A 21,775-nucleotide genomic window follows, 5' to 3' on the forward strand; every position below is an offset into this window, starting at 1 on the left:
GCCTAATCACCCCATGCTCGCAAAACATTTCTCCTATTAAATTAAGACAAAGTAATTTTCTATCTGTTGCCGCCCTTGGCGGTGAGGGTCAGGTCGAGGTAGGCGATGCCGCCCTCGTCGCCGAGGTCGGTGTCACCCGCGTAGACGATGCTCGTCGAGGTGTTGTTCTCGCCCAGGTTGACGAGCTGGGTGCCACCCGCCTCGAACTTGGTAGCGAGCGGCGTGTTGCACTGAGGCCCCTCGGCGTCGTTGCCATCCAGGACAAAGGTCAGGCGGTAAGTGCCCGTGGAGGCGGTCTTGGCGTTCCAGTTGTAGCCATAAACGATGCTGCCGCCCGAGGTGATCTCCACCGAGAGGGCGTTGGTGTAGACGGGGACGTTGACCGAGGGGGCGGCCACGCCCGTGCCGGCCCACAGACCCGTGGTTTCATCCCAGTACGGATCCGTGCCGATCTTCTGGATGAGCATACGCGCACAGCGGGAGTACACGAGCGCATGGATCGGAATCGGGCCAGTCGCGGCCGTCGCGATCCTGACTGTCGTAGGATCGAGCAGGGTCTGGGTGCCGGGATTAGTGACCGTGTCGCCAGGACCAAAGTCATTGCCCTGCATCTCATTGCCGGACTGCTCGGTGCCGGGCACCGCCCCGCTCATCCCGAAGGCCGCAAAGCAGCCGATGCCCTCACCTGCCGTATCGGGCACCACGCAGGGCGCCGGAACACCGGATGTCCAGTCAGGCACCAGGTATGTACTCAGCTCGTCGCCCACCGCCGGCACACTCTGCAGCAGGTTGAACTCGACGCGGATCTGCCGGGTCGCGATCGACGGGCTCGATTCGAGCAGGTCTCCGATATCCACCGCGCTCACCACTAGCGGTGTTGTAATGTCATGTCCAACGCTCAGCGCTTTCCAGAAGTTTTGCGTGCGCTTCTGGAGCCACCAAACCTTCGGGTCGCCGGTGAACAAGATCTCTCCAGTCTCCGAGACGACGGTGACCTTACGCCCGTAGTAGCACAGGATGGAGGGGGCGACCGCGGTGCCGTCCGCCACCCCCGCCTCGTCAACGCACTGCGCCACCGGGTCGGTGATCGGCGCCCACCTCCAGATGCCGTCCGCCGGGAAGGCTGCTGGCCCCACGTTGTCCGACAGGATTACCGGGAACGACAGGTTGTTGACGCCGCTCTCGCCGGTGATCGGTTTTCCCTTGCCCATGGCCATTGGCGCCACCACGAGAATGGCGGATGCCACCACGAGCGCCAGTACCTTGTGTTTCAATATAAGCTTCATTGCCTGTTCCCCCATTGACGCTGCTAGCCAGTCCAGCTTGACCGCAGGCCGTCACGCTTGCGCGACCGCTCCCTCGGTCGGTCCCTTTCCGCCGCCTCCTCACGCGCACGACCCGGAGAAGCGGGCCAGAAAACCTATCTGCCTTAAGTCTGGTAAACGGGGCGGGGTGTGGTATGGGGCAGATACCCCAGTCGTGGCCCCAAGCCGGGATTACCTAGCCAGGCTAGGGCTCGGGAGGCCATCGGGGTTGTGATTCCCCGCGGATGGGCTAGGCTATCAATGATCCCGCCCGGGTGGCCGAGGGGCGGTGGTGGGTTTGTGACGGGGGTTGACCGGAGGGATTGGCAAGGCGTTGTGACCAAGCTCAAGCAGTTCCCACTGATGGGGTTCGCCGCGGTGATCACGGTCACCCTGGGCATGTTTCTGTTGCTGTACTGGCATGTCTACAACACCTTTCGGGTGAGTCGGATGCTCACCAACGACTACGCCAGCGGGCTTGCGTTGGGTAGCCAGATCCTCTCCAGCCACCTCAACCTGATGTACGATGCCCATCTGGTGGTCCTTGATGGTGACCACGCCAAGGCAAGTTCGTATCGCGGTTGGGAGACGGAGCTTCAATCCCATCTGGAGGAGGCGCGCGAACTCGGCGAGGCGGACCCGGCGTTCGCCTCCCTCGCCTCGCTGGGGAGGGTGAGCCTGGGGTTGCGGCAGCGGGAGAATGCCGCCCTTGACGCCCTCGCCAACCATGACCCTGCCACCGCCGAGGCCATGCTGCACAGCCCCGATTACCGCAGCCTCGGCTGGGCATTCGAAGCCCGCGTGGCCGACTCCATCACCCGGCTCAACCGTTCCTTCAGCGAGCGGCTGCGCGTGGAGGGTCACCGGGAGCTGACCGCCCTAGTCCTCGCCTTTGCCATCTTCGGGCTCTCCACCCTGGTCTGGGTGGTCCTGCTGCAGCGGTTACGGGCCTGGGGTCGCGCCTTGGAGGCGGAGATGGCCCAACGCCGCGAGGCGGAGGCGCGGTTGCGCCGGGCCCAGCAGATGGAGGCCCTGGGGCGGCTGGCGGCAGGGATTTCGCATGACTTCAACAACATCCTGAGCGTCGTTCAGGGTTTCGTGGACGTGGGCCTCAACCGGCTCGCCCAGGATCATCCCGCCGCCGAGGCGCTGGGAAAGATCGGCGCGGCCGCCCGCCAGGGCACCGAGCTGATTCGATCATTGCTCACCTTCAGTGGCCGCACGGGGGCCGAGATGGGGCCGGTGGAACTCGGGGGACTGGTGGCGGAGGCGGTTCGGTTGTTCCGCGAGACGCTGCCGGCGATAGTGTCCCTTGAGGTCGATGTCCCTGACCAGCGAGACGGCTGCTGGGTTTGGGCAAACCGCTCCCAGCTTCGGCAGGTATTGCTGAACCTGGTGCTCAACGCCCGGGACGCGATGCCCGAGGGCGGGCGCCTGCGGATCGGTCTGGCGCCGGTGGTCGATGAAGAGGGTGAGACAGGGGTCGGCTGGGTCCGACTAGAGGTGGAGGATACCGGCATGGGGATTCCGGAAGAGTTGAAGGACCGGGTATTCGAGCCCTTCTTCACCACCAAGCCACGGGGCCGGGGCACGGGACTGGGACTGGCGGTGGTTGCCGCCGTGGTGGAAGAGCATCGGGGTCGGATCCGGGTGGACTCCGAGCCCGGCAGGGGAACCCGTTTCACCCTCGAGCTGCAAGGGCTGGGGCCGGTCCCGGCGGAGGCGGAGGTCCGCGAGGACGGGGCAGGCAAGCGTGTCCTGGTCGGGCTGGCGGATGCCTATACTCAGGGGCTGGTGCTCTCGGCCCTGGAAGCGGACGGCTATCGGGTGCGCGCCGCCGAGTCATCCCAAGCGCTCAGGGATGCCATCACCGAACTACCGCCGGATGTGGTGCTGCTCGATGCCAGCCTGGCCACGCGCAGCCTCGGGGAGTGTCTGCGGGCGGCGCGGGGAGACGGTCGGGCGGTGCCGATCATGGTCCTGGGTCCCGGTCAGGGCGAGCTTACGGAAGAGACCGGGGCGGATGTGTTGACCTTGGATAGACCCTTCCTGATGAGCGAGCTCATCCGGCTGATCCATAATCTAACGAGCGACCATGGCACCCTTGAAATCACGCATTCTGATCGTTGATGACCACGCGCTGGTGCGCGACATGCTAAGCCAGCGTCTGGCGCAGGAGCCCGACCTGGAGGTGGTGGGCTTGGCGCAGGACGCCAGTCAGGCGCTCGATCTGACGCTTCGACTACGACCCGACATGGTGGTACTGGACATCGATATGCCCGGTCTTTCGGTGTTCGATGCGGCGCAACGTATCGGCACCGAGTTGCCAGGCACGCGCCTGTTCTTTCTGAGCGGATATGTGCAGGACGGCTATATCGCCCAAGCGCTCCAGGCACGGGCACGCGGTTATGCCACCAAGGGCGGGACGCCGGATAGTCTGCTCACCTGCATCCGCAAGGTCCTGAAGGGGGGCACCTGCTTCTGTCCCGAGGTACGCAGCCGCCTGGAGATCACCGCCGACGGGCCGCGCCTGGCGGCGTGCGTGCGCACGCGCGCCCAGCTTCTGACGCCGCGGGAGCTGGAGATCCTCTCCTATCTGGCCAAGGGACTGGCGAAAAAGGAGATCGCCCGCATCGCCGACCTGAGCGTCAAGACCGTGGAGCAGCACTGCACCCACCTGATGCAAAAGCTCGACATTCACGACCGGGTGGAGCTTGCCCGGTTTGCCATCCGTGAGGGTCTCGTCCAGCCCTAGCCGCTCCACCGAGTCAATAGGTTATCTACCTGATGGGCAGAGGGTGTGGTCCGCGCTATGAATTAAGAAGGCGGGAGGGGCGCCGGACCGGCAGCCCCAGTCGCCAGGGATTGCGGGAACCACGACAGCGAGGTAAATCAGATGTTCAAGAAACTGGGTGTGATCGGCGGGACCCTGGCGATCCTCGCTGTCGGCGCGGCAACGGCTGCCGACTGGAGTCTGGTCCAGGATGACATGAAGTTCATGCGCGAGGAGGAAAAGCTGGCGCGGGACGTCTACGCCACGCTCTACGACTTCCATTTGGCTAAGGGCCTGACACTCACCGTATGCGACAACATCGCCTACTCGGAGCAGCGGCATATGGAGGCCATGAAGCAACTGCTCGACAACTACGGCATCGCGGATTCGGCGGTCGAGGGGGGACAGGGAACCTACCCAGAGAGCTGTCGAGACGATGCGTGCAAGTTCAATAACACCGACCTCGCCGACCTCTATGTGAAGCTGGTGGCGGACGGCAAGGTCTCGGGTTTGGGCGCCCTCCTGGTCGGTGGCCTGATCGAGGAGGTCGATATGATCGATCTGGCCGAGGCGATCGCCACCGCGGAGGGTTACGCGGATATCCAGGGCGTTTACGACAACCTGCTGTGCGGCTCCGGCAACCATCTGAGGGCCTTCGCCCACAACATCGAGTTGGCCACGGGTGATTCCTACATTGACGCGAGCGCGGTTTATGTGGATGACTTTGGAATCCGGCCCGATGCGGGGACAGAGGCTTATGACGCCTATGTGGCTTCCCTCAATGCAATCCTGGCCGCGCCCATGGAGCATTGTGATAGCGGCGCGGCGCGCCCCCAACCCAGGGGCTTACCTCCGCAGGGAGGGCCGTTCCGCGGCGGCCGTTAGTTCCAGTCAGAGCGCCCCATGGGGCACTGACACCCCGGCCCCAGGCCGGGGTGTCAGTGCTTATTCCAGAGAGACCTCGACCATGGTCACCATCAGGTCCACTCAATTCCTCCGTCCAATCAACTCGATGGGATAGCCATCCGGGTCCGCCACGAAGGCGATGATGGTGGTGCCGGCGTTCATGGGTCCGGCCTCGCGCATGATGTTCCCGCCCCGCTCCCGGATCTTCTCGCAGGCGCGATGGACATCCTCGACTTCCAGGGCAAGGTGGCCGAAGCCGGTACCCACTTCATAGGCGCTCACGCCCCAGTTGTAGGTCAGCTCGATGACCGCCTGCGCCGACTCCTCCCCGTAGCCCACAAATGCCAGGGTGAACTGACCGTCGGGGTAGTCCTTGCGGCGCAGCAGCCGCATTTCCAGGACCTTGGTATAGAAGTCGATGGACCGGTCCAGGTCCCCGACGCGGAGCATGGTGTGCAGGATTCTCATCGGTCTGTCTTCCCTTGATGGTGGTTTTGGATGTTACGACACGCCTCTTGCTGGTCGATCCCGACCCCTTTGTGCCCGGCTATTTCATCCCCTGGCGGATGCTCTCCAACGCCATGTCAGCGTCTACAATGGTTATATTCCCCAGCGGGCCATCGGGTCACCTCAGCCCTCGGGGGAGGTATGCCCGTCCTGGCATCAACAGCAACCAGACTCGTTCGTTTCAAAAGTAATAATCTCCCGAGGCTTGAACGCTATGCTTGAAAACACCGTCGTTATCTTTCCACAATGCGGTCAGCCGGAACAGGTCCTTGAGCTGAACCCTGCCCCTGTTCGTGAACCCCTGGCCGGTGAAATCCAGGTACGGATGCTGGCGGCCCCCATCAACCCGGCCGATATCAACTTCGTCCAGGGTGTCTATGGCCTCAAGCCGGAGTTTCCTGACGCTCGCGTCGGCTTGGAAGGCTGTGGCGTGGTCGAAGTATCCCGTTCGCCTGCTTTCCTGCCCGGCGATAGTGTGATCCTGCTGCATGGCGTCGGTACCTGGGCCAGGTATCTGACCGCCTCGGCAGATCAGTTCCTGAAACTGAAGGTCACCCTCGACCCGGCACAGGCGGCGATGCTGAAAATCAATCCCCCTACCGCCTATCGGTTGCTGACGGGTTACCGGGAACTGCAAAGAGGTCATTGGATCGTTCAAAACGCGGCTAACTCTGGAGTTGGACGCTGCGTGATTCAGATTGCCCGGCTTCTGGGATTCAAAACCATTAACTTTGTCCGCGGAGCGGGTCGGTGGGCTGAGGAATTAAGGACCCTGGGGGCGGATGTGGTCGTGGGGGAGGATGATCCACAGGGGGTCAAGCGGGTCTTGGAGGAACTGAAAGATGAAAGGCCCCTGCTGGGGTTGAATGCGGTGGGTGGCGAGAGTGCCACGCGATTGATGCAGGTGCTGGGTTCTGGCGGCACGCTGGTGACCTACGGGGCCATGAGTAAACAGAGCGTGAAGGTGCCCAACAGTTTTTTTATTTTCAAGGGGCTTGAACTGAAAGGCTTGTGGATCACTGCATGGCTGAAACAACAACCGCCGGCGGACATTGCGCAGCTTTATGACCGGCTGGCCGGGTGGATGGCGAACGGCGGATTACACCAAGCGATTGATTCGAATTATTCACTTGCGCAGGTGAAAGCGGCTGTTACCCGGGCCCAGGAGGAACACCGCAACGGCAAGGTCATTCTTCGGCTTGATCAATAACCAGCGCTCCGCGGACGCCATCAAAACCCGGGAGATGATTAACTTCTGAACCGAACAACTCTAGCTGCTTTAGCCGTCACTGTTCCAGGGCCTCGGCGAGCTGATAGGGCCGCATGCCCGCTGGCTCGAACCGCCCTCACATCACCTCACCGAGATAGGCGCCCAGATCCATATCGGCCCCGTAGATATGCCCGGTCAGCCAATGCTCAACAAATTCGATGTCCTCACTCGAAGCCGGACTCTCCCCGCTCTGGAACTTCCACTGGAGTGCCTGGGCACTGTCGATCAGCTCCGTATGTTCGGACCGGTGCTCCGCCAGACCCGGGTAGCCATACTTGAGCATCAGTCGCTCCTCATGCTTAAAATGCCATACCGTACAGCTAATTAGCTCATCAACCAGCGCTTCGGTGTAGTCTCTGGACGCCCCTTCCGCGACGGAACGATTGAGAAGATTAAACAGGTCCACCAGTTTGCGGTGATCTTCATCGATTTCAGGAACACCGACACTCAGCGTCTTGTCCCATACCAATTCTTTCATAAGCTTCTGTCCTGATGGTTGAAAAAATGGGAACTCGATCATAAGTCCCGTCGATTTACCCCAACGCCATCAGCGCAGGGTACCTCATGATCACTGGCGACTCATCATCCCCCCGCAAGCTTGTCGGCCCCGACCAGGTTCCCTATCCTATGGGCGACGCCTGACTGCGCAAGGCCGGTACCAGCCGGATGCCCAATACCCTCGCGGGAGCCCTGGGACGCAGCGGGCATCACCTCTATCTCTCTCACACTGGCCTTGGCTTAAACGCCACTTCCAGTCCCAGTCCACGCGCGACCTTGACGATCGTGCTGAAGTTCGGCTGACCATGACCGGACAGCGCCTTGTAGAGCCCTTCACGGCTGATGCCGGTCTCCCGCGCCAGTTGCGCCATATTGCGCGCCCGTGCCAGGGTGCCCAGGGCTTGAGCGATCAGCCGTCCATCCCCGGTGTCCTCGGCAATGCACGCATCCAGGTACAGTTGCATCTCCTCCGATGTCCCCAGATAGTCAGCACTATCCCAGCGGGAAAAGTGTTCAGCCATGGTGCGCCCTCCACTCCGCCGCCAACTGCCGGGCGGCTTTGATGTCGCGTTGCTGCGAGCCTTTGTCGCCACCACTGAGCAGGACAATGAGCACCTGCCCCTGGCGGATGAACATAGAGTCGGTAGCCGGGACCGGCAAAGACGCGCGCCTCGTACAAGGATCCCGCCAGCGTCTTGCAATCGCCCAGGTTGCCGGTCGCCATGCGATCGATACGCGCCTGGATGGCTACCCGCGACCGTACATCCTGCAGGCCGGTCAGCCGTTTCTCAAAGGTGTCGGATTTGAATATCTCGAACATGTGTTAACCCTAGTTAACAGTCGCGCACCTGTCAACTAGGTGACGGTCGCCCTGGCCAAACTAGAATGGCGCAGCCCATACCAATAGATAAGGCGATGTCAGCACACCTGTGGCTCTGGCTGGGCAAATCGATCTGTTAGTGGCTCAGATTAGGTGGCCATTGACACCGACGAATTGCTGGGTCGCATCAAAGTCCTGGAGGCGGAACTGGAAGCGGAAATTAGTCAGCGACAGGCCGATTTCCGTGATTTCGGTGATGCCGAGGCGTATCGCAAGGAATTGGATGAATTAAGAAAGCCTGGCCGCGGCGCGGGCGGCCACGGGATGGTGTGGCGCGAGCGCCTCGCGGATTCACCTTCCAGGCCAGTCCCGCATCCTGGCACGGCAAGATGCGAGTCCCGACCTTCCTGAGTATGACGGTGTGGATTACGGTAGTTGGCTCTGACCTTGCCCCAGACGCTCTTCGATCGTTATCGTGACCAGGCCGTCGGCATCGGGCGCGGAGATCTCCACGTCGAGCGACGACTCGACCTGCGTGCCCTGTCCTTCGAGAGCATCGGAGATGCTGTCGACAACCATCGCCACATCATCAGCTTCCACAGTCACCGAGACGATGGTCATGGTGGGGGTGGTGCTCAGGTCCAGGAGCAGATGCGGGCTGTCCGCAAGGTTCTCATCGATCATGGCATAGATGTCGTCGGCGACTATGCCTTCCGCCATGTGATGGGCGGCTACAGGGGCAGCGACGAAGAATGGAATCAGGGTGGCGATCAATGCAAGATGCTTTCTCATGTCAAACTCTCCTGAAGGCGAAGTTGGTTGAGGACTTTCCTGCGCGACGCGCGTCCCTGGCGATGCAGTCATGACGCGTGAGACATCCTGCCTCGGGTCGCCTACAAAACTTACCTTCCGCGATGGGGCGGGGCCATGAGAATTCGCAAGCGGCGCCTCGGCTGCCGACACGAGGACTTCGACCGGTTGGATGTGTAGTGGTGTTGCACTTGATTCTAGACTACGCCGTGCGAATGAATCCGCACCTACCCGCCTCTAACCTCTAACCGACCTGTATTGAATCAATAGGGTTTTCTCCCAACCCAATTGCCCGGCGGCTGGTACTGACAGACCCACACCTGCTCACGTGAGTCATCGCACACCGCGACGCCACAGCCCACCCTGGTGGTGCTTTTCCAAACGACTTGCGTGTAATGCCCGCACATTTTGCCAGTGGCACAGCTGTTGTTCTTGTAGTCATAGTTGGCACCCTCGCTGCCCCAGTCGTCCACAACCTTCTTCGGGCTGATTCTCTGCAGTTCGCGCTTGCCATCCGACCATTTGATTGCACCCGCCCAATACAGATTCTCACCGTATCGCCCATTAGGCTTGCTGTGCTGCATGCGACACTGGTTGGATTGCTTCAGATGGTTCGCCCATTTCTGGGCAGAAGCGGCAAGTTCAGGCGAATAAGCGAGGGGTGGAGCGCCAACTGTTTCGCGCCAGCGATTGTGCGCGGCAACCATTCGGTCCGCATCCACGTCTAACGCCTGCGCCGACAGGGCAGGGACGAGACAGCAGATGAGCAGGAGTCGCTTTAACATTTCACAGGTAGTTAGCATAGACCAGCATTAAGTTGATCCCCCTTATGTTCTGGTGTTTCCGGGCTTTGAGGTGGGTCGGCGACGGGTAGGCGGTCTTGTGATGTTATCCACAAAAATAAAAAGGCTTAGAGCCTTTCGGTTCTAAGCCTCTGTCTTATTTGGCTCCCCGGCGTGGACTCGAACCACGGACCTAATGATTAACAGTCATCCGCTCTACCGACTGAGCTACCGAGGAATGGTTTAAGCCCGGCATTCTATTGGCCATTCTTACCGGAGTCAAGGACCGCGCGCGGCCACGCCAGGGCAACGGGGGTCCCGACCGGCCACGCCGCCGTTAGGCGTTACCCTATCAGCCGATGACGCTGGCGATGCGGTCGAGGGCCTTTTCCAGGTTGGCGCGGCTGGTGGCGATGGAGATGCGCGCGTGGCCGCCGAGACCGAAGGCGGAGCCGGGGACAAGGGCGACGCCCGCCTTCTCGATGAGGTACTCGGCCAGTTCCAGGTCATCCTTGACGCCGTCGATGGCGTCGATCATGCCCTGCACCTTGGGGAAGACATAGAAGGTGCCGTCAGTGGGCAGGCACTCAATGCCGGCCATGCCGTTGAGACGCGCGACCACGTAGTCGTGACGTTCCTTGAAGGCGGCGCCCATGGTGGCGATGCAGTCCTGGGGGCCTTCCAGGGCGGCCTGGGCGGCGACCTGGGAGATGGAGGTCGGGTTGGAGGTGCTCTGGCCCTGGATCTTCTTCATGGCCTTGATGATGTCGGCGGGGCCGCCGGCGTAGCCGATGCGCCAGCCGGTCATGGAGTAGGCCTTGGAAACGCCGTTGAGGACCAGGGTGCGCGGGGCCAGGTCGGGGCAGGCGTTGAGGATGTTGACGAAGGGCTCGCTGCTCCAGCGGATGTGCTCGTACATATCGTCGGTGGCGATGACCGCCTGGGGGTGACGACGCAGGACCTCGCCCAGACCCGCCAGCTCGGCGTGGCTGTAGGACATGCCGGTAGGGTTGGAGGGGCTGTTGATGACGACCAGGGCGGTACGCTCGGTGATGGCCGCCTCGAGTTGGGCCGGGGTGATCTTGAAGTTCTGATCCGCGCCCGCGTCCACGATGACGGGCACGCCGCCGGCCAGGAGCGACATGTCGGGATAGGAGACCCAGTAGGGAGCGGGGATGATGACCTCGTCGCCCGGGTCCAGGATGGCCTGGGCCAGATTGTAGAAGCTCTGTTTGCCGCCGCAGGAGACCAGGATCTCTTCGAGCTGGTAGTCGAAGCCATTCTCGCGCTTGAACTTATTGACAATGGCCCGCCGCAGTTCGACGGTGCCTTCCACCGGGGTGTATTTGGTGAAGCCGTCGCGGATGGCCTTGATGGCCGCCTCCTTGATGTGGTCCGGGGTATCGAAGTCCGGTTCACCGGCACCCAGGCCGACGACGTCCTTGCCCGCGGCGCGCAGGGCCTTGGCGCGGGCGGTGATGGCGAGGGTCGCCGAAGGCTTGACGGATTGTACGCGGGCGGAAAGTTTGCTGCTCATCGGTCCTGTTCTCGACTCTTTGCCGGTGGGGTGGGTTTAGCGCCCTGGCAATCGTGGGCGTGGCTCCCAATAATAGCGAAACGCGCCATCACAGGCACGGGGATTCACCACCTTGACGGCGATACCCAGCGCCCTCCCTCGGAAACACCGCCGCCCCTCATGAGCAAGCTCCCCGACAAACCCTTCGCACTGGTCTCGAAATTCAATCCCGCCGGCGATCAGCCGGAGGCCATCCGCCGCCTGGTGGCGGGGCTGCGGGATGGCGAGGCGGGACTGACCCTGCTCGGGGTCACGGGGTCGGGCAAGACCTTCACCGTCGCGAATGTCATCCAGGAACTCCAGCGCCCGGCCCTGGTGCTGGCGCCCAACAAGACCCTGGCGGCCCAGCTCTATGGCGAGATGCGCGACTTCTTTCCCCACAACGCCGTGGAGTATTTCGTCTCCTACTATGACTATTACCAACCGGAGGCCTATGTCCCCTCCTCGGACACCTATATCGAGAAGGACGCTTCCATCAACGAGCACATCGAGCAGATGCGCCTCTCGGCCACCAAGGCCATCCTGGAGCGGCCGGACGTCATCATTGTCGCCACCGTCTCCTCCATCTACGGCCTAGGGGACCCGGATGCCTATCTGCGCATGGTGCTGCACCTGAGCCGCGGCGACCGGGTGGACCAGCGCGCCCTCCTGCGCCGGCTGGCGGATCTGCAGTACAAGCGCAACGAGGTGGAGTTGCACCGCGGCACCTTCCGGGTGCGGGGCGACGTCATCGACATTCACCCGGCGGAGTCGGACGAGGAGGCCCTGCGCGTCACCCTCTTCGATGAGGAGATCGAGACCCTGGCGGTCTTCGACCCCCTCACCGGCGAGGTGCTGCGCAAGGTCGCCCGCTATACCGTCTTCCCCAAGACCCACTATGCCACGCCCCGGGAGACGGTCCTGGGGGCGGTGGACCAGATCAAGGTGGAGCTCCGGGAGCGCCTGGCCTGGCTGCGGGAACACGACAAGCTGGTAGAGGCCCAGCGCCTGGAGCAGCGCACCCTCTTCGACCTGGAGATGATGGTGGAGGTGGGCTACTGCTCCGGGGTCGAGAACTACTCCCGCTACCTGTCCGGGCGCGGGCCGGGCGAGCCACCGCCGACCCTCTACGACTATCTGCCGGACAACGCCCTTCTCATCATCGACGAGAGCCACGTCACCGTGCCCCAGCTCGGCGGCATGTACAAGGGCGACCGCTCGCGCAAGGAGAACCTGGTGGCGTACGGCTTCCGCCTGCCCTCGGCCCTGGACAACCGCCCCCTGCGCTTCGAGGAATTCCAGGAGCGCCAGCCCCAGACCATCTATGTCTCCGCCACCCCGCGCGACTACGAGATCCAGCACTCCGGGGCCATCGTCGAGCAGGTGGTGCGGCCCACGGGGCTGGTGGACCCGGGTCTGGAGGTCCGGCCCGCCCTGAGCCAGGTCGATAATCTCCTGTCGGAGATCCGGGCCCGGGTCAGCCACGACGAGCGGGTCCTGGTCACCACCCTCACCAAGCGCATGGCGGAGGATCTCACCGATTATCTGAACGACCACGGCGTGCGGGTGCGCTATCTGCACTCGGATATCGACACCGTGGAGCGGGTGGAGATCATCCGCGACCTGCGCCTGGGGCAGTTTGATGTGCTGGTGGGCATCAACCTGCTGCGCGAGGGCCTGGACATGCCCGAGGTCTCGCTGGTGGCTATCCTGGATGCGGATAAGGAGGGCTTCCTGCGTTCCGAGGGCTCGCTGATCCAGACCATCGGCCGGGCCGCCCGCAACATCAATGGCAAGGCCATCCTCTACGCCGACCGCATCACCGGCTCCATGGAGCGGGCCATCGGCGAGACCGAACGCCGCCGCGCCAGGCAGACGGCCTTCAATCAAACCCACGGCATCACCCCCCAGACCATTCAGAAGTCCGTCGCCGACATCCTGGAGGGCTCCACCCCCGGCGGGCCCAGGTCGGCCCGGGAATACGCCAAGGTAGCGGAGGAGACAGCCGAGTACGCCAGCCTGACCCCGGCGCAGATGGCCCGCAAGATCAAGGCCCTGGAGAAGGAGATGTACGGCTACGCCAAGGACCTGGAGTTCGAGAAGGCGGCGGCGGTCCGCGATCGGCTCAAGGAGCTGCAGATGAAGGGGCTGGCGGCCTGAAGAACCCGCGGGGCTGCTTGGGCACGAGGGAACGTAACGCCAGAAAGGCCGAGTCATGAACCAGGGGCTGCCCAACTGGTTTCCCCGCGCCACAACTCGGCCTTGGCGTACACCAGGTATTCCTGCCAGCCCTTGTTGGCGTCTGGTCTCTGTTAATGGACGATCTGCCCGAATTTGCCGCTGTTGTAGTCGTGCATCGCCTGGATGATCTCCTCCTGGCTGTTCATGACGAAGGGACCGTGACCCACGATAGGTTCGTTGAGCGGCTCACCGTTTAGCAGCAGCAGGATGGCATCCTCCGCGATATCGAAGGCGAGCTGCGTGCCCTCGCGCTCCATGACCGCCAGCTCGGCCGCGCGGATGGTGTGGGCGCCCATCTGGATTGACCCATGCAGGACAAACAGGGCGGTGGTGTGTCCGGCAGGCAGGTCGATCGCTAGCGCATGGCCGGCCTTGAGGCGCAGGTCCCAGACATTCATGGGGGTAAAGGTGCGTGCCGCCCCCTGCGTATCGCCGTAGCGACCGGCGATGATCCGGGCCGTACCGGCGTCACCGGGCAGTTCAACACTGGGGATCTGAGGGGCGGTGAGGCCCTGGTAGCCGGGTCCCGCCATCTTATCCTTGGCGGGCAGGTTGACCCAGAGCTGGACCATCTCGAAGGGCCCGCCCTGGCGGGCGAAGTCGTCGCTGTGGTATTCCTCGTGGATCAAGCCAGAGGCCGCCGTCATCCACTGGACGTCGCCCGGGCCAATGGTACCGCCACCACCCGATGAATCCCGATGCGAGACCCCACCCGCATAGACCAGGGTCACCGTCTCGAAGCCCCGATGCGGATGCTGGCCGACCCCCCGGCGCTCGGTCGTGGGTGCGAAATCGGCCGGGCCGGCATAGTCCATCAGCAGGAAGGGCGACATTTCCTCGGCAATGTCGTTGTAGGAAAAAATGCTCTGGACCGGGAAGCCATTGCCGACCCAGTGACGGCCGCTGCTGCGTTTGATAAAGGCGATTTCTTTCATGATGTTGCTCCTCTTTTCGACACCCTCTGCGCCCATGGCCAAACCTCCCTCAGTAACTGGGTAATTCGACCGGGCGCAGGTCGAAGACCAGCACCTCGGCGTTCTCGCCTTTGCCGAAGCGGATCTCTTCGACGTTGCGCAGGCGGGCGCCGTCTCCCGCCATCAGGCGTTGGCCATTGACCGCCAGCGATCCGCGGGCCACCTGGATGTAGGCATAGCGGTTCTCCGGCAAGGTCAAGATCTGCTGTTCCTGGCCGTCGAACAGGCCGGCATAGACCCGGGCGTCCTGATAAACCGCCAGGGACCCCTCGGCACCCTCCGGGGAGATGATGAGGCGCAGCTTGCCCCGCTTTTCCGCCGCCTCGAACCGCTGCTGCTGGTAACGTGGGGTAACGCCCTTGCGGTTCGGGATGATCCAGATTTGCAGAAAGTGCACCAACTCCTGGCGCGAGGCATTGAATTCGCTGTGGCGGATGCCCGAGCCGGCGCTCATCATCTGCACATCCCCGGGGCGGATGACGGAGCCCGTACCCATCGAATCCTTGTGCTCCAGGGCCCCCTCCAGGACATAGGTGAAGATCTCCATGTCGCGGTGGCCGTGAGTGTCGAAGCCCCGGCCCGGCTGGACGCGGTCATCGTTGATCACCAGCAGGTCCGAGAAGCCGCCCTGTTCCGGATCGTAGTAGCTGCCGAAGGAAAAGCTGTGCCGGGAATGCAACCAACCCAGCTTGGCGAGACCACGGTCGGCGGCAGGTCTGAGTTCGAGCATGTCAAATTCCTCGCTGTAAGCCGGGGCGACGGGGCACTCGACAGGGAGTGCCCGTCACCGGGTTGGTCCCGGCCTTAGCCCTTGATTGCCTCGATGGCGACCGTGATGGTCACTTCATCGCCGACGTTAGGGACATGCTTGCCAGCATTGAATTCACTGCGCTTGATGAGGGTGCTGGCGTTGGCACCAATGGCATCTTTCTTCAGCATGGGGTGCTTCATGGTGGTGAAGTGGTTCACCTTCAGGGTCACCGGCTTGGTGACGCCCTTGATGGTCAGGTCGCCCTCGATGGTCTTGGGCTTGTCACCCTCGAAGACCACTTTCGTGGACTTGAAGGTGGCGGTCGGGTACTTGGCGGTGTCCAGAAAGTCCTCGCCCTGGATATGCTCGTTGAAGGTGGCATAGCCGGTATCCACCGAGCGGGTGTCGATGGTGATATCCACGGCCCCGGTCTTGGCCTTCTGGTCAAGCATCACCGTGCCCGTGGTCTTATTGAACTGGCTGACCTGCGTGGAGAGGCCTAAGTGGCTGTAGGAGAAACTCGGGAAGGTGTGGGAACCGTCCACCTGATAGGTCTCCGTCGCGGCCAGGGCGGAGGCCGAGGCGGCGGCGAGGATGACGGCGGCGGAAAGTCGGCTGAGTTTGTTCATGGGTAATCTCCGATTGTGGTTCAGGGGGTGGTTGAGCGAAGGGATGGGATTAGTGGCCCGGTGTGGCAGCGAGTTGAAACCCGACCTCGACCTCGTTGGCGACGATGTCAAAGGCGGACCAGGGTCCTTCGCCGATCGCGAAGTCCCCCCGGCGCAGGGTGAAGCTACCGGCGAAGACCCCGGCGTTCCCCTGTGCCGTGAAGGTGGCGGGCACCAGGACCTCCCGGGTCTGGCCCTTGATAGTCAAGTGGCCGGCAACCTCATAGCGGTTATCGCCGACGGCCTTGACGCTAGTCGAGGCGAAGCGGGCGGTCGGAAAGGCCGGGGTGTTGAACCAGGTCTTGGTCGCCACCTCTTCATCGGCCTCCGGGGTGCCGGTATCGATGCTGGCTAAGTCAACCTCGATCACGGCCTTGGCGTTGGCCGGCTGGGCCGGATCAAAGCGCACCTGGCCGTTAAAGGTCTTGAAACCGCCGTCCATGCCGACCCCCATCTGGGAGTAACCAAAGGTGATGCGGCTCTGGTCGGCCTGGACCTGGGTGAATTCCACGGCATGGGTGGCGGGGGCCACCAGGGCGTTCAGGGCAAGAAAGAGGGCAAGGCGTTGCATCGTCATTTCTCCGGGGCTTGGGTCAGGGTTCAGGCCTTGCCGAACTTCGGCAACATGCGCAGGAGGATGTCGTCCCTGTCGATGAAGTGGTGCTTCAGGCTGGCACCGACATGGGCGATCAGCAGGGCCACCAGCAGTAGGTTCAGGCTCATATGCAGCGTTGCCAGCAGGTCACCGAGGGCCTTGTCCTTGGCGAGCAGATCCGGCAGAGGCAGGACCCCGAACCACACCGTCTGGAAACCCTTGGCCGAACTCATCAGCCAGCCCGAGAGCGGGATGGCCAGCATCAACACATAGAGCAAGAGGTGGGTGGCCTGGGCGGCCCACTGCTGCCACCTGGGCATTCCTGCTGGCAGGGCCGGCGGCTGATGGGTGACACGCCAGGCCAGGCGCAGGATCACCAACAGGAAGACGGTGACGCCGGCCCATTTGTGCCAGGCGTAGAGTTGCAGCTTCTGCGGCGACAGGGGCAGGTCGTGCATGTAAAAGCCCAGTCCCAGCAGACCCAGCATCAGGACAGCGATCAGCCAGTGCAGGCCCTTGGCGGTACCGGTGTAGTGATGATTCATGAGCGTCTTCCTCGTGGCGGCCCCTGCCGCGGCTGTCGGCGATGGGGCTACTGTACCGGCCCCGAGGGGCGCGAAATAGCAGGCAAAAAGCAATTCTGTATTGCTGAATCAGCAACAATCCCCTGGCAAGGCCATGTCTGGACGGCGGGCAGACGGTAGCGCCCTTATCAATAGGATTGCTTGGCAAAATTTGCTATTATGATATTTTCGGCATTATGTTAATTCCCACATGCACTGCCCCGCTTGCAATTCTGATCACCTTGTCAAAAACGGATTCAACCCACTCCACAAGCAAATTTACCGTTGCCAGGAATGCGGACGTCAGTTCGTACGAGGGTAGTGCCCCAATGTGTAGGGCGCATTTTGCCTAACAGACTGTCAAAAAAGGTATAATTTTGCCGCCATCCTACCGATTAGGGCACTACCGAAAAGCGCTTTCATTCTCAAAAAAACTCGAAAACCATATTGGGGCAATATGGTATTTTATTCACCATTACAATGCGACACGTCCAGTCAATCAGAACCAAGCTTTGGAAGGGTTGTCGCCCTGCTAATCAGGACACTACCCCCCGCGCACGCATCTCAAGAAACCAAGGCCCGGCTTGGCCAAGCGAAGTGCTTTCTCGAGCTTGGCCTCTTCGGCTCAGTCCGCTTCCTGGAACGTTTCCCGGCGTTTGGACTTGATCGCCGGCAACGTCGCGATGCCCAACAATACCAGGGCCGCAAGCAGGAGGCCGAGCGAGAGCGGGCTGGTGACGAACGTGGTCGGGTCGCCGCGTGACAGCAGCATCGCCCGCCGCAGGTTCTCCTCCATCATCGGGCCGAGGATGAAGCCCAGGATCAGCGGTGCGGGCTCGCAGCGCAGCTTGTAGAACAGATAACCCAGCGCGCCGAAGAAGACGGTCATGAACACGTCGAAGGTCGTGTTATTGATCGAGTACACGCCGATACAGCAGAACACCAGGATTGCCGGATACAGCAGCCGGTACGGCACCTTCAGCAACTGGATCCACAGCCCGATCAGCGGCAGATTGAGGATCACCAGCATCAGGTTGCCGATCCACATCGATGCAATCAGGCCCCAGAAGAGCGTCGGATTGCTCGTCATCACCTGCGGGCCGGGCTGGATGTTGTGGATCGTCATCGCGCCGATCATCAACGCCATCACTGCGTTGGGCGGTATGCCGAGCGTCAGCATCGGGATGAACGAGGTCTGCGCGCCCGCGTTATTGGCCGACTCCGGGCCGGCAACGCCGCGGATGTTGCCCTTGCCGAATGGCGGATCGGCATTCGGACCCGCGAGTTTCTTTTCGACCGCGTACGCCGCAAAGGACGCGAGCAGCGCGCCGCCGCCAGGCAGTATGCCAAGAATCGAACCCAGGAGCGTGCCGCGCGCGATCGCCGGCGCCGCCTCCTTCATCTCCTTGACGTTCGGCATGACCGAGCCGACGTTGTTGGTCAACACCTCGCGCTGGCCTTTCTTCTCCACATTGGCGATGATCTCGGCAAAGCCGAACACGCCCATCGCCACCGCGACGAAGCCGATGCCGTCGGTCAGTTCTGGAATCCCGAAGCTGAAACGTGCCACGCCTGAGTTCACGTCGGTGCCGACCAATCCGAGCAGCAGCCCGAGCATGATCATCCCGATCGCCTTGACCAGCGAACCCGACGCGAGTACGACGGCGCCGATCAGGCCCAGCAGCATCAGCGAGAAGTATTCGGCAGGACCGAACTGGAACGCGAGTTCGGTCAGCGGCGGGGCAAACGCCGCGACCAGAACCGTTGCGAAGGTTCCGGCAATGAATGAGCCGATTGCCGCTATACCGAGCGCCGCCCCCGCGCGACCCTGGCGCGCCATCTGGTAGCCGTCGAGACAGGTCACGACGGACGACGATTCACCGGGCAGATTGACCAGAATCGCCGTCGTCGAGCCGCCGTACTGCGCACCGTAGTAGATGCCAGCCAGCATGATCAGCGCCGAGGTCGGTTCCAGCGCGTAGGTCGTCGGCAGCAGCATCGCCAGGGTGGCGACCGGGCCGACGCCCGGCAGCACGCCGATCAGCGTGCCGATCAGGCAGCCAGCAAAGGAATAAAATAGGTTCTGCAGCGTCAGCGCAGTGCCGAAGCCGATCGCGAGGTTTCCCAATAGTTCCATAGCCGTCTCCGCTGAGTCCGTCTAATTCTTGAGGAACGCAGGCAGTACCGGGATCGTGAGCTTTAGCCCTCTGATGAAGACGAGGTACGTGATCACGACCATCACGATTGACAGGATGATCGCATCCTTCCAGCGGAACTCGTGGCTCGCGAAGCTGGAGATCACGATCAGCGCGAGCATGGACACCAGCAGGCCTGCCCAGCGCAGTATTGCTGCATAGATGACCACCGCACCGAGCACCCATGCCAGCTCGGCGAAATGGAACCTCTCGAGCTTACCGCCTTCTCCCGCGCGCCCGAGTCCGGCCAAGGCCACCAGCACGCCGACAAGCGCGAGCAGCCCGCCCAGAACGGTCGGGAAATACGCCGGCCCCATGACCCTTGCGGTACCAAAGTCATAGCGGGTCGCGAACGCCCCGAAAAACAGCCCGAACGCGATGAACATCACGCCTGACCAGAAGTCGGTTTCGTTTCTGATTTTCACTTTCATCTCCTCGCGGTTGCTGCGCGTTTGGCAAGCCTGTTGGGACGTCTTCGTGGTCAGTCTATGGTTCGGACGGCCTGGAAATGGGGAACACTTCGCGCGCGTACTCCGCCAGCATATCGCAAAAGGCCGTTGCGTAGGACGGCAGGGAGCGCCGCTTGTCCCAGAAGACGGCCAAGTACTCGCGCAACGGTTTGCCCCCGTAGGTGACCCGGACGATGCGCAAGGGATACCGATCGATGCGTACTGCAGAAGGAACGATGGCTATACCGTGCCCTCTCTCAGCCATTGCCAGCAGCGTATGCGGTGTTCGGCTCTCGAAAACGATATTAGCCTCGATGCCTGCCAGACGGCAGGTGGCGTCGAAGGTGCGGCGGGTTACGAAGCTGGTATCCAGAACAAGGAGCGGCTGGGCGGCGAGGTGGGCGATCTCGATCGCTCCGCTCTTTCCGAGCATCAACGGTGCATGCGAAGCGGCAAGCAGGTCTACCGCCTCTAGCGGGTGGCTCGCAAAGCGCGGATCGTCGGGCTGAACCACGCGAAGCAGATTCTGGCCAAGGTGAATCTCGCCGCGCTCGAGCATTCCGAGGGTGTCGGACCACGCAATTGCCTCGATCACCTTGACCTGCACGTTGGGGTAACGCTGCGTGAATCGGTCCAGGAACCCGGAAAGGGTGCCTTCGATGAACTGAGGGGAGGCCGCTACCTTCAGTATGCCCGCGTCGCCGCGCCGAAGCTGTTGCGCGCGCTCGCCGATCGAGCTGGCGCAGTTCAACAAACCACGACAGTCGCCAAGCAACTGCTCGCCCTCGCCAGTCAGCACGAGACGGCGTCCTAAACGATCGAAGAGTTTGAGACCGAGCTCCTGCTCAAGATCGCTGATCTGCCGGGACAGGGCAGGCTGGGCAATGTGCAGACGTACCGCCGCCTTGGAGACGGTGCCCAGATCTGCAACGGTGACGAAGGTTCGCGCGTGTCGAAGGTCCATACCAGTGATCATGCCTGATCGGCATAAGTAACGAGAGGAATTCTATATTGGACTGCTAAACAGCAGGGTGCCATAGTTGATGTGCAAATTGCGTTTCTTTATAAGGAGAAAGCCGTGAAATCGATGCTCTTGATGCGCATACTTACACTCGGCCTGACCGTCGCGACATTCACCGCCGAAGCACAGACCTGGCCCTCGAAACCGCTGAGGGCGATCGTGCCGATCGCGCCCGGCAGCATGGCCGACATTGCCGCGCGTGTCGTGTTCGAACAGGTGTCGACGCAACTCGGGCAGCCCGTCATCGTCGAGAACCGTCCCGGCGCAGGGCAAACGATCGGTGCAAGCGTCGTTGCCAAGTCGGAACCCGATGGCTACACCCTGCTGGTCAACTCGTCCGCACACGCCATAGCGCCGTCGCTTTATCTGAACCTGAACTACCACCCGGCGCGGGACTTCGCTGCAGTCATCCCACTCGGCATCCTGCCCAATGTCCTGGTCGTCCCGCCAGCCAAAGGGTGGAAGACAGTGGGCGACCTCATCGCCGCAGCCAAGGCGACGCCTGGCGCGATGAATTACGCCTCAGCCGGTGTCGGGACTGCGACTCATCTCAGCGCGGAACGTTTCCGGTCGAGCGCGGGAATCGAGGCCGTGCATATTCCACTCAAGGGCGGGTCGGAAGTCCTCACCGAGGTGATGACCGGACGGGTCGACTTCTTCTTCGGGCCCGTCGGCGTCGTGGCGCCTCGGGTGCGGGAGGGCAAGCTCACTGCGCTCGTGGTGAATGGCGCCCAACGCTCTTCCTTGCTGCCGGACGTGCCGACTACACTGGAGGCTGGCTTCGCCAATGCCGAGTATCCGCTCTGGTTGGGCGTGTTTCTGCCGGCGAAGACGCCGCGCGATATCGTCGAGAAGCTTCACCGCGAGACGCTCAAAGCGCTGCAAGAGCCCAAGGTGAAGAACAAGCTGGCGACACTAGGCATCGATCCGATGGTCATGACCCCGACCGAGTTCGACGCGCATGTCGAGAAGGAGATTGCCGTCAACGCAGCGCTTGTCAATGCGATTGGCTTGAAGCCGCAGTGACAGACGACCAAGCCTGAGGCCGACCGCTCGGTTAGCGGCCAAACCCGATGGGAGCTGTCGCCCGATG

Annotated in this window: 23 protein-coding genes and 1 tRNA gene; 8 read left to right on the forward strand and 16 right to left on the reverse strand. The window is 62.2% G+C overall.

Features of this window, described 5'->3' with window-relative positions; translation table 11 throughout:
* Window positions 1-59: 59 nt before the first annotated feature.
* Window positions 60-1,286 carry a hypothetical protein gene (locus IPN92_00055; protein ID MBK8636727.1) on the reverse strand — a complete coding sequence of 409 codons (1,227 nt, stop codon included), beginning with the start codon at window positions 1,284-1,286 and terminating at the stop codon, window positions 60-62.
* 354 nt (window positions 1,287-1,640) lie between these two features.
* Here IPN92_00055 and IPN92_00060 point away from each other — a divergent pair, with 354 nt between their 5' ends.
* The 3 genes from IPN92_00060 to IPN92_00070 all read left to right on the forward strand — a co-directional run bounded on the left by IPN92_00060 (window position 1,641) and on the right by IPN92_00070 (window position 4,962).
* Window positions 1,641-3,434 carry a hypothetical protein gene (locus IPN92_00060; protein MBK8636728.1) on the forward strand — a complete coding sequence of 598 codons (1,794 nt, stop codon included), beginning with the start codon at window positions 1,641-1,643 and terminating at the stop codon, window positions 3,432-3,434.
* A complete protein-coding gene (locus IPN92_00065; GenBank protein ID MBK8636729.1) occupies window positions 3,409-4,059 on the forward strand; it encodes a response regulator transcription factor in 651 nt (216 codons plus the stop codon). The genes IPN92_00060 and IPN92_00065 overlap by 26 nt, the downstream gene beginning before the upstream one ends.
* Before the next feature lie 141 nt (window positions 4,060-4,200).
* Complete coding sequence (locus IPN92_00070; protein MBK8636730.1) at window positions 4,201-4,962, forward strand: DUF2202 domain-containing protein; 762 nt, start codon at window positions 4,201-4,203, stop codon at window positions 4,960-4,962.
* A gap of 102 nt (window positions 4,963-5,064) precedes the next feature.
* On the opposite strand, the gene gloA is transcribed toward IPN92_00070, so the two are convergent.
* Window positions 5,065-5,451, reverse strand: coding sequence for a lactoylglutathione lyase (gene gloA / locus IPN92_00075; GenBank protein MBK8636731.1), 387 nt, complete (start codon window positions 5,449-5,451; stop codon window positions 5,065-5,067).
* A gap of 253 nt (window positions 5,452-5,704) precedes the next feature.
* Here gloA and IPN92_00080 point away from each other — a divergent pair, with 253 nt between their 5' ends.
* Window positions 5,705-6,700 carry a 2-enoyl thioester reductase domain-containing protein gene (locus IPN92_00080; GenBank protein ID MBK8636732.1) on the forward strand — a complete coding sequence of 332 codons (996 nt, stop codon included), beginning with the start codon at window positions 5,705-5,707 and terminating at the stop codon, window positions 6,698-6,700.
* Between the two features lie 136 nt (window positions 6,701-6,836).
* Here IPN92_00080 and IPN92_00085 read toward each other — a convergent pair whose 3' ends face one another.
* On the reverse strand, window positions 6,837-7,238 hold the full coding sequence (locus tag IPN92_00085; protein ID MBK8636733.1) for a hemerythrin family protein: 402 nt from the start codon (window positions 7,236-7,238) through the stop codon (window positions 6,837-6,839).
* Window positions 7,239-7,482: 244 nt separating this feature from the next.
* Window positions 7,483-7,779, reverse strand: coding sequence for a putative addiction module antidote protein (locus tag IPN92_00090; protein ID MBK8636734.1), 297 nt, complete (start codon window positions 7,777-7,779; stop codon window positions 7,483-7,485).
* A 452-nt stretch (window positions 7,780-8,231) separates the two neighbouring features.
* Here IPN92_00090 and IPN92_00095 point away from each other — a divergent pair, with 452 nt between their 5' ends.
* A complete protein-coding gene (locus tag IPN92_00095; GenBank protein ID MBK8636735.1) occupies window positions 8,232-8,489 on the forward strand; it encodes a hypothetical protein in 258 nt (85 codons plus the stop codon).
* Between the two features lie 15 nt (window positions 8,490-8,504).
* On the opposite strand, the gene IPN92_00100 is transcribed toward IPN92_00095, so the two are convergent.
* From IPN92_00100 to IPN92_00115, 4 genes are all read right to left on the reverse strand, one after another.
* On the reverse strand, window positions 8,505-8,870 hold the full coding sequence (locus tag IPN92_00100; protein MBK8636736.1) for a hypothetical protein: 366 nt from the start codon (window positions 8,868-8,870) through the stop codon (window positions 8,505-8,507).
* Window positions 8,871-9,151: 281 nt separating this feature from the next.
* Window positions 9,152-9,673 carry an SCP-like extracellular gene (locus IPN92_00105; GenBank protein ID MBK8636737.1) on the reverse strand — a complete coding sequence of 174 codons (522 nt, stop codon included), beginning with the start codon at window positions 9,671-9,673 and terminating at the stop codon, window positions 9,152-9,154.
* Window positions 9,674-9,832: 159 nt separating this feature from the next.
* A tRNA-Asn gene (locus IPN92_00110) sits at window positions 9,833-9,908 on the reverse strand.
* Between the two features lie 114 nt (window positions 9,909-10,022).
* Window positions 10,023-11,207, reverse strand: a complete 1,185-nt coding sequence (locus IPN92_00115) for a pyridoxal phosphate-dependent aminotransferase (GenBank protein ID MBK8636738.1) — start codon at window positions 11,205-11,207, stop codon at window positions 10,023-10,025.
* A 159-nt stretch (window positions 11,208-11,366) separates the two neighbouring features.
* Here IPN92_00115 and uvrB point away from each other — a divergent pair, with 159 nt between their 5' ends.
* Complete coding sequence (gene uvrB / locus IPN92_00120) at window positions 11,367-13,385, forward strand: excinuclease ABC subunit B (GenBank protein ID MBK8636739.1); 2,019 nt, start codon at window positions 11,367-11,369, stop codon at window positions 13,383-13,385.
* A 152-nt stretch (window positions 13,386-13,537) separates the two neighbouring features.
* Here the strand turns inward: uvrB and IPN92_00125 are convergent, their stop codons facing one another.
* The 5 genes from IPN92_00125 to IPN92_00145 form a co-directional block, all read right to left on the reverse strand.
* A complete protein-coding gene (locus IPN92_00125) occupies window positions 13,538-14,401 on the reverse strand; it encodes a pirin family protein (GenBank protein ID MBK8636740.1) in 864 nt (287 codons plus the stop codon).
* Between the two features lie 49 nt (window positions 14,402-14,450).
* The gene (locus IPN92_00130; protein MBK8636741.1) at window positions 14,451-15,170 is read right to left on the reverse strand and encodes a pirin family protein; all 720 of its coding nucleotides are present in this window, start codon (window positions 15,168-15,170) and stop codon (window positions 14,451-14,453) included.
* A 74-nt stretch (window positions 15,171-15,244) separates the two neighbouring features.
* Window positions 15,245-15,820: a polyisoprenoid-binding protein gene (locus tag IPN92_00135; protein ID MBK8636742.1), complete on the reverse strand. Its 576-nt coding sequence runs from the start codon at window positions 15,818-15,820 to the stop codon at window positions 15,245-15,247.
* Window positions 15,821-15,869: 49 nt separating this feature from the next.
* Window positions 15,870-16,430 (reverse strand): YceI family protein, encoded by a 561-nt coding sequence (locus IPN92_00140; protein MBK8636743.1) that lies wholly within the window; start codon window positions 16,428-16,430, stop codon window positions 15,870-15,872.
* Window positions 16,431-16,459: 29 nt separating this feature from the next.
* A complete protein-coding gene (locus IPN92_00145; protein ID MBK8636744.1) occupies window positions 16,460-16,999 on the reverse strand; it encodes a cytochrome b in 540 nt (179 codons plus the stop codon).
* Window positions 17,000-17,228: 229 nt separating this feature from the next.
* On the opposite strand from IPN92_00145, the gene IPN92_00150 reads away from it, so the two are divergent.
* The gene (locus IPN92_00150; protein MBK8636745.1) at window positions 17,229-17,339 is read left to right on the forward strand and encodes an IS1 family transposase; all 111 of its coding nucleotides are present in this window, start codon (window positions 17,229-17,231) and stop codon (window positions 17,337-17,339) included.
* Between the two features lie 303 nt (window positions 17,340-17,642).
* Here IPN92_00150 and IPN92_00155 read toward each other — a convergent pair whose 3' ends face one another.
* From IPN92_00155 to IPN92_00165, 3 genes are all read right to left on the reverse strand, one after another.
* Window positions 17,643-19,154: a tripartite tricarboxylate transporter permease gene (locus tag IPN92_00155; protein ID MBK8636746.1), complete on the reverse strand. Its 1,512-nt coding sequence runs from the start codon at window positions 19,152-19,154 to the stop codon at window positions 17,643-17,645.
* Between the two features lie 21 nt (window positions 19,155-19,175).
* Entirely contained in the window at window positions 19,176-19,637 is a 462-nt protein-coding gene (locus IPN92_00160; protein MBK8636747.1) for a tripartite tricarboxylate transporter TctB family protein, read from the reverse strand.
* Between the two features lie 61 nt (window positions 19,638-19,698).
* Window positions 19,699-20,637, reverse strand: a complete 939-nt coding sequence (locus IPN92_00165) for a LysR family transcriptional regulator (protein ID MBK8636748.1) — start codon at window positions 20,635-20,637, stop codon at window positions 19,699-19,701.
* A gap of 102 nt (window positions 20,638-20,739) precedes the next feature.
* Between IPN92_00165 and IPN92_00170 the strand changes: the two genes are divergently transcribed.
* The gene (locus tag IPN92_00170; protein ID MBK8636749.1) at window positions 20,740-21,708 is read left to right on the forward strand and encodes a tripartite tricarboxylate transporter substrate binding protein; all 969 of its coding nucleotides are present in this window, start codon (window positions 20,740-20,742) and stop codon (window positions 21,706-21,708) included.
* Window positions 21,709-21,775 lie beyond the last annotated feature (67 nt).

The sequence above is a fragment of the Chromatiaceae bacterium genome, assembly GCA_016714645.1.
Lineage (GTDB): Bacteria > Pseudomonadota > Gammaproteobacteria > Chromatiales > Chromatiaceae > M0108.